Genomic DNA, 12,445 nt, shown 5'->3' on the forward strand with positions numbered 1-12,445 from the left:
ATGTCCTCACTGGATCAGCATCGAGATCATCGCCGCGTCGTCCGCCGCGGGCTTCATCGTCAGATAGGTCTTGAGCGCTGCGGCCCCCGCCGCGTCGTGGCTGCGCAACTGGGCAAGCCCAAGTCCGCGATACGCCTCGGCATTAGTCGGGTCGTGCGTCACGACCTCACGGTAGAAGCCGACCGCCGCGACCAGATCGCGCGGATTGCCCCGCGTCCGATACAACTCACCCCGTGCGAACAGCAGGTCGGGCGACCATTCCGACCCGGCCAATTGCCCGAGCAGATAGTCGGTGCCCTCGAAATCGTTGCGCTTGATCTGGTCCGCGAGCCACTGCGCGCGCCAGCGGGCAACCGCCGTATCGTAGCGCGCCTTGCCGTCCTCGCCCGGCCTGTCGATCGCGACCGCCAGCGCGCGCAACGTCCTGGCGCGCTCGAGGTCCGACGGATGATCTGCAAAGAAGCCGACCCTGTCGTACCGCGTGCTGCGCTGTCGGCGGCCGTGTGCGGTGGCGTCCGCCTCGTCCATCAACCGGTCCCAGATGTCGGGGAAGCTGCGCGGATCGTAGGGCGACGCCTTGAGATACGCCATCGACAGCAGATCCGCCTGCCGCTCCTGGTCGCGGCTGTGCGCAAAGGTTGATCCGATCGCGGCATTCTGCACCGACTGTGCCGTCCGTACGGTGTCGTAGGCGCTAGACCCGCCATAGGCGACCGCCCCCGCCGCCGCGACGCCCGCCCACGCCACGATATCCCCGGCGATCCGGTTGTGCCTGAAGCCAAGCAGACTGTGGCGCAGTTCGAAATGCGAGAATTCGTGCCCGAGCACCGCGGCGAGCTCGGCCTCGTCGCGCGCGCGCAGCAACAGGCCGGTATGGACGATCATCATTCCGTTGGGCGCCATCGACGCGTTGAAGCTGGTGTCGCGGACGATGTAGAGCCGGACCGTCTGGCAGCGCGCCGCGCCGACCATCCGGCACACGACTTGCTGGATATACGCCTTGAGCGGCGCATCGTTGATGACCACGGTGGAATCGCGGAAGCTGCGTTCGAGCTCGTCGAATTCCATCCACAGTCCGCGCTCGTCGACGCCCTGCGGCTGATACGCGCCGGTATAGGGCGGCAGGCTCGGAATCGGCTCCGCCTGCGCCGCCGCGCCGACAATCAGAGCGAGCACCGCCGCCGCCGCCCGACCCCATCCGCCGCCACGCATCTATTTCGTCGCCGCCACGGCCGGAACCGCGCTGCCGGGAAAATCCTCGAGCAATTGCGCGACGCGCTTCGTCGCGCCCGCCCGCGTGCGCACGTCGCCCCCCATCGCCATATCGGCGTTGAGCCACACCAGATCCCCGCTATGCAGGTCGACCAGCCCGGCCATCCCCGTATGCTCGCCCGACTTGACCGAGACATAGGCCATTGCCGCGAAGACCTGCAGGACCTTGCGCCCGGTCGAGCCATATTGGTCCTCGTTGAACAGGAACAGCGCGTAATCCGCGCCCGTTCCGCGCGCGATCTCGGCCACGCCCGGGCCCATCGTCCAGTCGAACACACCCTTGCGCTTCTTGCTTGGCAAGCGGTTGCCGGGGAAGAACTGATACCGCACCACGCTGTCCGCAAGCACCGAGAACAAGGCCCGATACTCCGCGAGCGCTTGCGCCGTAGCGCCGACCGGTTCGTCGGCGACGATTACCTGATTGCCCAGCCGGGTCTGCGCAACCGCCAGCGCCGCCGCGATATTCTCACGCGCCTGCGCGGTCCAGTCGGCATTGGGCTCGAACATCCCGCCGGTCGATTGTGCGCCGACCTTGATCGTCGGGCGAATCAGCAGAATTCTGGCTGAACCCTTGGGCAGGACGAAGCCGGGCTTCGTTCCCGATTTCTCCTGCGCCCAGGCGCCTGGCGCACCCATCGTCAGCCATACGCACGCCGCACCCAGCGCCCAACGTCGCAACCGCATGATCCCCCCCCGTATCGCCGCCCTTGCCCCCAAGGTCGACGGGAAGATCTTACGCCGAAACGCCGTCTTCGATCAAGGACTCGATCGAAGACGGGCAATCATCACGTCAGCCCAAGACCTTTTTCAGGACATCATTGACGACACCGGGATTGGCCTTGCCGCCCATCGCCTTCATCGTCTGCCCGACGAAGAAGCCGAACAACTTGTCCTTGCCGCCGCGATAGTCGGCGACCTTGTCCGCGTTCGCCGCCATGACTTCAGCGATGACGCGTTCGATTTCGCCGGTATCGCTGGTCTGCTTGAGCCCGCGCTCCTCGACCACGGCGCCTGCGCTCTGCCCGGTTTCGAGCATGATCTCGAACACCTGCTTGGCGAGGCTCCCCGACAGCGTCCCGTCCGCGACCAGCGCGAGCAGTTCCGCCGCCTGTGCAGGGCTGACCGGCGACGTCGCGAAATCGGTCCCGGTGCGGTTGAGCGCACCGAACAGTTCGGACGTCGTCCAGTTCGCCGCAGCGACCGGCTTGGTCCCGGTTTCGAGCAACGCATCGAACCAGCGCGCCGCCTCGACCTCGGCGGTCAGCACCGCCGCCGCGTAAGGCGTGATCCCGAGCGCCTCATAGCGCCGCCGCTTGGTGTCGGGCAGCTCGGGCAAGGACGCCCGGCATTCCTCCAGAAACGCGTCGTCGAGTTCCAGCGGCAACAGATCAGGATCCGGGAAGTACCTGTAATCGTGCGCATCTTCCTTCGACCGCATCGAACGCGTCTCGTTCCGGTCGGGGTCGTACAGCCGCGTTTCCTGGACGATCCGGCCGCCCTCCTCGAGCACCTCGACCTGCCGCCGCGCTTCCTGCTCGACCACCGCCATCACGAAGCGCACCGAATTGACGTTCTTGGTCTCGGTCCGCGTGCCGAGCGGGTCGCCGGCCTTGCGCACGCTGACGTTGACGTCCGCGCGCATCGAGCCCTCTTCCATATTGCCGTCGCAACTCCCGACATAGCGCAGGATCGACCGCAGCTTTCGCAGGTAAGCCCCTGCTTCCGCGGGAGATGTCATGTCCGGCTTGGAGACGATCTCCATCAGCGCGACGCCCGAGCGATTGAGATCGACGTACGAGCGCGTCGGATGCTGGTCGTGCATCAGCTTTCCCGCGTCCTGCTCGACATGGATCCGCTCGACGCCGATGCGCTTGCCGCTCTGGTCGGGGTTCTTGTCGTCGAGGCTGATGTCGATCGCGCCCTCGCCCACCAGCGGATGATAGAGCTGGCTGATCTGATACCCCTGCGGCAAATCGGCGTAGAAATAGTTCTTGCGGTCGAACCGCGACCATGTGTTGATCTGCGCGTCGATCGCCATGCCGGTGCGCACCGCCTGGCGGATGCACTCGCGGTTGGGGACCGGGAGCATCCCCGGCATCGCGGCGTCGACCAGCGACACCTGCGTATTGGGCTCCGCTCCGAACGCGGTCGCTGCGCCCGAGAACAGCTTGGCGTTGGAGGTCACCTGCGCATGGACCTCAAGGCCGACGACGACCTCCCAGTCACCGGTTTCGCCGTGAATCACATAAGTCTGATGTTCGCTCATCCGCGCTGGCTAGCACGCAGATCGGCGCTCTGCATTTGGAAAATAACGCCGCAGCCGCCGCGCTGATAGCGTCAGTGCCGAGGCGCGCGCATATATATCAGATTCTCGCCCTGAATGAAGATCTCGAACGCCCGCGCACCGAACGCGCGCTGGAAAGTGCGGCTGGTGGATTGCCCCGGCAACTTCCAGTCATGCGGCTCGATGAACACGAGAAACGTCTCGTCGATCCAGTCGAGGTTTTTTTCGAACAGGTCGCCTTCGAATCCCTCGATATCGATCTTGACGATGAAGGAGACCCCGCCTGGCACCGTCGCGATCGCCTCGGCTACCGTGACGATTTCGCACCCTTCCGCGCTGCGCTCGGTCTGGACGCCCCATTCGGCATCGCCCTTGATAATGGTCACGTGGCCCGACTCGCCCCCGATGGCCGCCTGAAGCACCCGCACCTGTGGCAGATGCTGGGTGTTGACCCGCGCCATCCTGGCATTGTCCGGATCGGGCTCGATCGCAACGATGCTCGCCTCTGGGAATTGATGGTGAAACCAGACAGATGCCGCCCCGATATTGGCGCCTGCGTCGACGATCACCGGCACGCCGCCACTGGCCAGGATCCGCGCATATTCGGCCTGCACCTGCTCGTGCACATGCCCCGTCGGCAAGGCATATTCGAGATTGCGGAAGATCTGCCGAAGTACACTGAAATCACTGGTCATCGGTCGGATTTTGGCAGTAAGGTTGCCAGGCACGACAATCTCGATCCAGTCGGCCGTCCGAAATCGAGATCGCAGTCCCCCAAGCCAGAACTGTGGTCCGGCCCGGGTAAGGTCTTCCCACGAACTATGAAGATAATGCAGCGCCCGCATCTCGATTGCCCCTCGCGTCACAGGAAGACTAGCGCTGTTCTACTGGGGACTCAAGGCAAGGCTGCGTCAAGATAAGTTATGAACGTACCACCCGGGCAGCGCGGACGGGCGACTATACCCGCTGCATGCTCGCCATCGGGAGGACCGCGACGTCGGTCTTGAGCCACCCGGCAACCGCGATCGGACCGACCGTGGCATCACGCTGCCATCCGCCGGTCGCGGGGCCGAACCCCGCTTGCGGATAGACGTCGTGGCACGGCTGGTTGTGCGGCGTTTCCTGGAACAGGCCGAAGATCGAAACGCCAGCGGGGACCGCCCCGCGCAACGCCTCGAGGATCGCATATTCCATCCCGTAGCCGAACACCCGGCAGCTCAGTACGAACGCCGAAATCACGACGCGGCCGTCCTGCGGCTCGGCGATCAGCACCGAGATCGTCCCCATCGCGCCGAACCGGTCGGCGGCATCCGCGATCAGGACGCGCGCGTCGGGATCCGCGACGAGGTCCTCGACGCGGCGGCGCGTGATCCGGCTGCCTGCCATGTTGAACTGATTGGTGCGGTTGATCAGCTCGGTCACGCGCGCGACATCGTCCGCACCGGCTTCGCGGATCGCGAGTTGCAGTCCGAGCTGCTCGAACAACGCCGCACGCTCGCGCGCGCTGGTCTCGGCCTCGTTGGCGATGAACGATTGCCGCGCGTCGCGCTGGCGATAGAAGTCGGTACGATCCGCCCCCGGCTTGGCGGGCAGCAGCTTGGCCCACAGGTCGAACAGCCGCCACGACCGCGGCTCCTCCGCGTCGAGCACCGCCATCGCCGGAAACCGTTCCTTGACCATCGCGCGCTCGTCGGCGCGGTCGTCGACGAAGACGAAATCCTTCGCCTTGAGGTTGAGATGCTCCGCGATGCGGGTGATGTTGATCGTCTTGGGATCCCAGTTGATCTGCCGCGACACGAAATCGTCGAGCGCCAGCCGTCCGGGCTCTGCTTCCCACACCGCCTTGCTCGGATCGTTCTTGGAATTGATCGCAAGCACGACGCCGCGCCGCTTGAGTTCGAGCAACGGTGCCTGGCGGTCGTAATGATGCTCGACCCCGAGCCCCTCGCCGATCACGCCCTTCCACAGCGTATTGTCGAGGTCGCACGCGACCAGTTTGCGCTTGAGCAGCCACGCGACGACATAGACGATGTCGCGATACTGTTCGGCGACCAGCACGCCGAACCGCGCCGGATGCTGCAAGTCGGAGCGGTACAGGTACCGCCCGGCCTCATGCGCGCCGATCCCGGCGATGAGCGCTTCCTCGTCGAGCAGATGAATCACCTGACCCGCCGCGTTGCGCGTCTCGGCCCGCGTCTGCAGCGATGCGCGCAACGCCTTGATCGCGGCACCGCGCGCGGGTGCAGTCGCGATCGCGTCGATCCGCTCGCGCAGGCTGTCCTCGTGGCGCAGGAAGGCGGCGGGCGCATGGACGACGATCGGGCAGTCGAACAGGTCGGCAAGCGTGTCGAACAGCGTCTCCGCCGCGCTCACGGCGCCGCGAATGTGCCGCCCGGCCTTGCCGGTCAGCGACGTCTTCGGATGCTGCAACGCCTCGAAATCGGCGAGGAACGCGTAGCTGAACGGGCTGTAGAAGACGACGTCGAAGCGTTCGTCCGCGAGGCGCGCGAGATGCGCCTGGATCTCGCCCGGCTCGTGCGACGTAACGAAGGTGGGCGCGAGGCGTACGCCATCCGCCAGCGCGGGGGCGGTGAGGAACGCGATCACGTCGAGATACAGGCAATCGCCGACGAACAACGCCTTCAGCGTCGCCTGTGCGGGGGCAAGCAATGCATGGTCGATCGCGTCGAACGCGTGCGCTACCGCCTCTGCTGCCGCGGGATGCGCTGCGAGTGCATCAACAAAAATGGCGCGCTCGGCCTTGAGCAGCGCCATTTCGCGATCCAGCCGATCTTCCGGTGTGGCCGCAGGATCGTGAAACTGCTTGGCCTTTTCGCCGACGTACAGGTGTCGATAATTTTCGTCCGAACGCTCGATCAGCGACGCGACGTAATCGACCAGAACCGCGGTCTCGACCTCCGCGAACCCTGCCGGATCGGCGGCATGCGCCTCGGCATATTTGGGCCAGTGCGCGACCAGCGACGCCAGCTTGCCGGCAATCGCCGGGCGCGCAGCCCGTAGCAAGGCCACCGCGTTTCCGGTTTGCGTCATCGTTACCACCACCGTTCCGCGCGCGCGACAAAGCCGGCGCGCTGTTCAAGGGCCAGCCCGGCGTTGAGCACACTCTGTTCGTCGAGCGGCTTGCCGATGATCTGCAGCCCGAGCGGAAGCCCCTGCCCGTCGAGCCCACCCGGCACGCTCATCGCCGGAAGCCCGGCGAGCGACGACGGCACGGTGAAGACGTCGTTGAGATACATCGCGATCGGGTCGGCGCTCTTTTCCCCCAGCGCGAAGGCGGCGCTCGGTGCGGTCGGGGTGAGCAGCAGGTCGCACGTCGCCCACGCCTGTTCGAAATCGCGTGCAATCAGCGTGCGGATCTTCGAAGCCTGTGTGAAGTATGCGTCGTAGAACCCCGCCGACAGGACGTACGTCCCGATCATGATGCGGCGCTTGACCTCGTCGCCGAAGCCGTCGGCGCGGGTCGCCGCGTACATGTCCTGCAGGTTCGCACCTTCGGGCAGGTCGCGCAGGCCGTACCGCACGCCGTCATAGCGCGCGAGGTTGGACGAGGCTTCCGCAGGCGCGATGATGTAATAGGCCGGGAGCGCATATCTTGTGTGTGGCAGCGAAACCTCGACGATTTCGGCTCCTGCGTCCTTGAGCCAGTCGATCCCCTGCTGCCACAGCGCCTCGATTTCGGCGGGCATGTCATCGACACGATATTCCTTGGGAATACCAATCCGCTTGCCCTTGAGATTGCTGGACAATCCCGCCTCCCATGCGGGGACCGGAAGATCGAGCGAGGTCGCATCCTTGGCATCGAACCCGCTCATCGCCTCGAGCATGATCGCGCAGTCGCGAACGTCGCGCGCCATCGGACCGGCCTGGTCGAGCGACGACGAGAACGCGATGACGCCCCAGCGCGAACAGCGGCCATAGGTCGGCTTGATCCCGGAAATGCCGGTGAACGCGGCGGGCTGGCGGATCGAGCCGCCGGTGTCGGTGCCGGTTGCCGCCGGGCACAGCCGCGCCGCGATCGCTGCCGAGCTTCCGCCCGATGATCCGCCGGGTGCCATCGCGGCATTGCCGCCGTCGCTGCGACGCCACGGCGAAATGACGTTGCCGAACGCGGACGTCTCGTTCGACGATCCCATCGCGAACTGGTCCATGTTGAGCTTGCCGAGCATCCCCGCGCCGGCGTTCCACAGATTGCCCGAGACGGTCGATTCGTACGGCGGGGTGAAGCCCGCGAGGATGTGGCTCGCCGCGGTCGCGGGGACGCCCTTGGTGCAGAACAGGTCCTTCATCCCGATCGGTACGCCAGCAAGCGGCTTTGGCGCATCGCCCGCCGCGCGCGCCGCGTCCGCCGCATCGGCGGCGGCAAGCGCATGCTCGGGGGTTTCGACGAGGAAGGCGTTGAGCGTCTTGGCAGCGGCGACGTTGGCGATGAAGCCTTCGGCGACTTCGCGGGCAGTGAACGTGCCTTCGCGGACGCCATCACGGATGGCGGCGACGCCGAGATCGGTAAGGTCGGTCATGCAGAAATTCCCGTCACCCCGAAGCGCGGGGCGGTTACGTAGTGAAACTCACCGCGAGCGATGCTGGGGCCAGTCCGGCGCCCACCCTCCGTCACCCCGGCGAAGGCCGGGGCCACCACGTTAGGCAAGGCGCCGCACGCAGATAACATCGCGGCCCCGGCCTTCGCCGGGGTGACGAGGGAGAAGCTCATTCGATCACCTTGGGCACGGTAAAGAACCCGTGCTCGGCCTGCGGCGCGTTCGCCAACACCGCGTCGCGGATCCCGCCGCCGGTCAGCGGATCGGCATTCACGACATCGTCGCGCAGCCGCAAATGGTTGGGGATGACCGCGGTCATCGGCGCGACCCCGGTGCAGTTGACCTCGCCCAGTTGCTCGATCCAGCCCATGATATTGTCGAGCTCGGGCGCGATCCGCGCGGCCTCTGCGTCGGTGATCGCGATCCGGGCGAGACTCGCGATCTTCTTCACGGTGGGAATGTCGACTGCCATACGGCCCCTTGGATCTGTCTGGATACTCGTCTCGCGCGGCGGCTAGCATCGCTGCACTGCACGACGCAAGCTATGCCCGCCTTCCCGCCCCCGGATCAAGCCGCTTCCCGTCATCCCGGCGAAGGCGGGGCGCGCTGGGGGTGGTCAACCACACGAGGATATCAACGGTCCTGCCCAACCCGATCAAGACGATTGCAACGCGCGCAGTCCCGGCCCACCAAGTGCGCAATTGCTCGATCGGCAATTTATGCTGCACTGCACAATGGAGTCGTCAGTGGCACGGAAGTTTCTTTATGTTGTGGTGTTTCTCATCGTGCTAGCGATTGCCGGGGCCTTCGCGTACCGTTTCTGGGGCGCCGAAATGCTCAAGATGGCGATGGTGCCGAGCGCCCGGTTCGAGGCGCTGCCAGCCCAACCCGCCGCCAGCTATCGCGACGTGCGGATGTGGCTCGCGCGCCCCGACAAGCCCGGCAACCCTGCGCTGTGGACACCGGCCGGCTACACGCGCGGTGCGACTCCCAAGGCTGCGGTCTTCTTCATCCACCCGACCTCGTTCCTCGAACGCTCGCGCTGGAATGCGCCGCTCGACAACAAAGAAGCCAATGACCGCGCCGAGCTGTTCTTGCGCGGCCAGGCAAGCGCCCTCAACGACGTTGGCGCCGTGTGGGCGCCGCGCTATCGCCAGGCGACCTTCGGCGCGTTCCTGACGACGCAGGCGAATGCCGCCAAGGCGCTCGATCTCGCGTATGGCGACGTTGCCGCCGCCTTCGACGCGTTCGTCGCGCAGGCGGGGGACCGGCCGATCATCCTCGCCGGGCACAGCCAGGGCTCGCTCCACCTGATCCGTTTGTTGCGCGAGAAGATCGCCGGCAAGCCGATCGCGAAGCGAATCGTCGCGGCCTATGTCATTGGCTGGCCGGTCTCGCGCACCGCCGACCTCCCCGCGCTCGGGCTCCCCGAATGTCGCACTGCCGACCAGTCGGGCTGCATCCTGTCGTGGCAGAGCTTCGCCGAACCGGCCGATCCGTCGCTGATCCTCGACACGTACAATGCGAGCAGTTCGGTCGACGGCGTCGCGCGCCGCGGGACGGCAATGATCTGCACCAACCCGCTGACCGGCATGCCCGATTCGATCGCCCCCGCCGACGCCAATCGCGGCACGCTGTTCCCCTCGTCCGACCTGTCGACCGCGACGATCGAACCGAAGCGGGTCGCCGCGCGCTGCGATTCGCGCGGGCTGCTGCTGATCGGCAACCCGCCGTCGCTCGGCGGCTATGTGCTGCCGGGCAACAATTACCACGTTTACGACTATAGCCTGTTCTGGGCGAACGTCCGCGCCGACGCCGCGCGCCGGCTCGCGTCGTTCGGCACGGCAGCGGCTGGGCATCGCCGCCAGCCTGTGTAAACGACCTTCGCGATGATTACGACCGACCGCCAGGACTTCCGCGCCGCCCTCCCCGCCGGGGGGCGGCTGATCGGCCTCGACGTGGGCACCAAGACGATCGGCACCGCCTTGTGCGATGCCGGCTGGAGCTTCGCCTCGCCCGCGGTGCTGATCCGGCGCACCAAGTTCCAGAAGGACAAGCTGGCGCTCGCCGCGCTGATCGCGGCGCAGCAGGTGAAGGGGATCGTCATCGGCCTCCCCCTCAACCTCACCGACGGCAGCGAAAGCCCGCGCAGCCAGTCGAGCCGCGCCTTCGCCCGCAACCTCGCCGACCTCGCCCTGCCGATCTTCCTCCAGGACGAACGCTGGTCGACGCAGGCCGTCACGCGCACGCTGATCGAACAGGATGCCAGCCGCGCCAAACGCGCCGAGCTCGTCGACAAGATGGCCGCTGCCTACATTCTGCAAAGCGCGATCGACGCCCTGGTCGCGATCTAGCGCGAGCTGAGCGTTGACGGGCACCGGACCGACCCTCGCGCCGCGACTAAGCGGCCACGAGGTCGCGGGCGAAATCGCGATATGCGTGGAGGGGCCGTCCAAGCATCACCGTGAGGCGTTCGCGGTCGCCGTCCTCCGGGATCATCCCGTGGCTGACGTAGCGTTCGGCCATCAGCCGCATTTCATACGCCATCCAGCGCGGCATGAACGTCGCCATCGTCTGCTCGAACCCGCTCGGATCGTCCCCGCCATAGACCACCGGACGGCCGAGCACCTCGGACCAGATCGCGGCGACAGCCGGACCGGTCAGCGTTTCGGGGCCGACGAGGTTGATCGTCTCGATCGGCAGCTTCTCCGCCGCCGTCTCGCGACGGATCAGTTCGATCGCCGCGACCTCCGCGATGTCGCGGGCATCGACCATCGCGACTCCCTTGCTGCCGATCGGCATCGGGTAGACGCCGTGGCCGACGATCACGTCCTTCACCATCACCTCATTGTCGATGAAGTAGGTCGGACGCAAAATGGTCGCACCGAAGCCCATCGAATCCAGCATTCGCTCGGCGCCCGACTTTACCGCGAAATGCGGCACGTTGACCGCCTGCTCGGCCTGGAACACCGACAGATAGACGACGCGTTCCACCCCCGCCTCGCGCGCGATGTTGAGCGTGAGGATCGCCTTGGTGAATTCGTCGCCCGTCACCGCGTTGAGCAGAAAGACAGTGCTGATGCCGGCAAACGCTTTCCGCAACGAATCGATGTCGAGCAGATCTCCCTCCATGACCGCGACACCCGCCGGGAACGCCGCCTTGGCGGCATCGCGGGTCAGGACGCGGACGTCGGCGTCGCGGCGGACGAGCTGGTCGACAACGTGGCGGCCGACGCGGCCGGTCGCACCGATTACGAGAATGGTCATTTGAGTAGCTCCTCAATCAAGCCTTGCTGGCAGACGGAAGATGATCGATCCACGGGAGCGTAAATAGACGCGCAATCTGGACGCAGCGTCTCACCGGTGGAACGATATGGACTTGCTCGCGCTTGCCGACTTCATCCTCGTTGCGCGCCACGGCGGCTTCGGAAAGGCGGCGCGCGCCGCGCTTCGACCAAAGGCGACGTTGTCCCGACGCGTCGCGGAACTGGAAGCGACGCTCGAGCTGCGGCTGTTCGAGCGCGGGTTGCGCGACCTGAAGCTGACCGAGGAAGGCCGCGCGCTGTTCGAGCGTGCCGGGGCATTGCTGACCGAACTCGAGGAGACCGCTTCGACAATCGCCTCCGGCAGCGCGGAGGTGCGCGGCCGGTTGCGGATCAGTGCGCCGCTGCTCTTCTCGCAGACCGCGATGGGTCGCCTGGCCGCCCAGTTTGTGCGGCGGCATCCGGCGGTCCGACTGGAGGTGACGACCGATGATCGCGCGGTCGACATGATCGAGGAAGGCTATGACCTCGTCATCCGGGTCAATCCTTCCCCTGATGCGGCGCTGGTGGGACGCGCCTTTCTGAATGACCGGCTCGTGATGGTCAGTTCGCCAGACGTGCCCCGCCCGGCAACTGCGCCGATACCCGCCGTAGTGCGCGGGAGCGAGGTTGCGGATATCTGGACCGTGACCACCCCCGGGGGACGGACCGAGGTCCCGGTCGTTCCGGTGCTGCGCCTGTCGTCGCTCGTCATGATCCGCGATGCGGTGCGCGCCGGAGCAGGCGCGGCCCGTCTCCCGCTGTCGCTGGTCAGCCGCGACATCGCCTCCGGGCGGCTGATCTCGTGGGGCGACGTGACGGGGTCGGAAATTACGCTCTGGGCGCTGTATCCGTCGCGCAGGCTGTTGAACGCACGGGTATCCGCCTTTCTCGGACTCTTGCGGGAGGCTTTCCCGAATGGAACGCCGGAAGAACTGGCTGCCTATCTGGAAGACTGAGAAACAAGGCGAGTTGCCCGCGCCCTCCGCTTCGACTTTGTCCCACCTTGCCACCGCGCGCCCGCCCCGCTA

Annotated in this window: 11 protein-coding genes; 3 read left to right on the plus strand and 8 right to left on the minus strand. The window is 66.2% G+C overall.

Annotated features, from left to right (window positions below):
* Window positions 1-6: 6 nt before the first annotated feature.
* From RI03_RS11610 to gatC, 7 genes are all read right to left on the minus strand, one after another.
* Entirely contained in the window at window positions 7-1,212 is a 1,206-nt protein-coding gene (locus RI03_RS11610; protein ID WP_010217515.1) for a M48 family metallopeptidase, read from the minus strand.
* Window positions 1,213-1,908, minus strand: coding sequence for a hypothetical protein (locus RI03_RS11615; protein ID WP_010217517.1), 696 nt, complete (start codon window positions 1,906-1,908; stop codon window positions 1,213-1,215).
* 154 nt (window positions 1,909-2,062) lie between these two features.
* The gene (gene gatB, locus RI03_RS11620; RefSeq protein WP_010217520.1) at window positions 2,063-3,538 is read right to left on the minus strand and encodes an Asp-tRNA(Asn)/Glu-tRNA(Gln) amidotransferase subunit GatB; all 1,476 of its coding nucleotides are present in this window, start codon (window positions 3,536-3,538) and stop codon (window positions 2,063-2,065) included.
* A gap of 71 nt (window positions 3,539-3,609) precedes the next feature.
* The gene (locus tag RI03_RS11625; protein WP_081504218.1) at window positions 3,610-4,401 is read right to left on the minus strand and encodes an FkbM family methyltransferase; all 792 of its coding nucleotides are present in this window, start codon (window positions 4,399-4,401) and stop codon (window positions 3,610-3,612) included.
* A gap of 112 nt (window positions 4,402-4,513) precedes the next feature.
* Window positions 4,514-6,607: an HAD-IIIC family phosphatase gene (locus RI03_RS11630; protein WP_010217523.1), complete on the minus strand. Its 2,094-nt coding sequence runs from the start codon at window positions 6,605-6,607 to the stop codon at window positions 4,514-4,516.
* A 2-nt stretch (window positions 6,608-6,609) separates the two neighbouring features.
* Window positions 6,610-8,094 (minus strand): Asp-tRNA(Asn)/Glu-tRNA(Gln) amidotransferase subunit GatA, encoded by a 1,485-nt coding sequence (gatA, locus tag RI03_RS11635; RefSeq protein WP_010217525.1) that lies wholly within the window; start codon window positions 8,092-8,094, stop codon window positions 6,610-6,612.
* 187 nt (window positions 8,095-8,281) lie between these two features.
* The gene (gatC, locus tag RI03_RS11645; RefSeq protein WP_010217529.1) at window positions 8,282-8,584 is read right to left on the minus strand and encodes an Asp-tRNA(Asn)/Glu-tRNA(Gln) amidotransferase subunit GatC; all 303 of its coding nucleotides are present in this window, start codon (window positions 8,582-8,584) and stop codon (window positions 8,282-8,284) included.
* Between the two features lie 274 nt (window positions 8,585-8,858).
* Between gatC and RI03_RS11650 the strand changes: the two genes are divergently transcribed.
* Both RI03_RS11650 and ruvX read left to right on the plus strand, forming a co-directional pair.
* Window positions 8,859-9,989, plus strand: a complete 1,131-nt coding sequence (locus RI03_RS11650; protein WP_026046670.1) for a DUF3089 domain-containing protein — start codon at window positions 8,859-8,861, stop codon at window positions 9,987-9,989.
* Window positions 9,990-10,001: 12 nt separating this feature from the next.
* Window positions 10,002-10,466, plus strand: coding sequence for a Holliday junction resolvase RuvX (gene ruvX / locus RI03_RS11655; protein WP_010217533.1), 465 nt, complete (start codon window positions 10,002-10,004; stop codon window positions 10,464-10,466).
* Window positions 10,467-10,512: 46 nt separating this feature from the next.
* On the opposite strand, the gene RI03_RS11660 is transcribed toward ruvX, so the two are convergent.
* Window positions 10,513-11,379, minus strand: a complete 867-nt coding sequence (locus RI03_RS11660; RefSeq protein ID WP_010217536.1) for an SDR family oxidoreductase — start codon at window positions 11,377-11,379, stop codon at window positions 10,513-10,515.
* A 106-nt stretch (window positions 11,380-11,485) separates the two neighbouring features.
* Between RI03_RS11660 and RI03_RS11665 the strand changes: the two genes are divergently transcribed.
* Complete coding sequence (locus tag RI03_RS11665; RefSeq protein ID WP_010217537.1) at window positions 11,486-12,373, plus strand: LysR family transcriptional regulator; 888 nt, start codon at window positions 11,486-11,488, stop codon at window positions 12,371-12,373.
* Window positions 12,374-12,445: the final 72 nt, after the last annotated feature.

The organism is Sphingomonas sp. PAMC 26621, assembly GCF_000251145.1.
In the GTDB taxonomy this organism is placed as follows: domain Bacteria; phylum Pseudomonadota; class Alphaproteobacteria; order Sphingomonadales; family Sphingomonadaceae; genus Sphingomonas.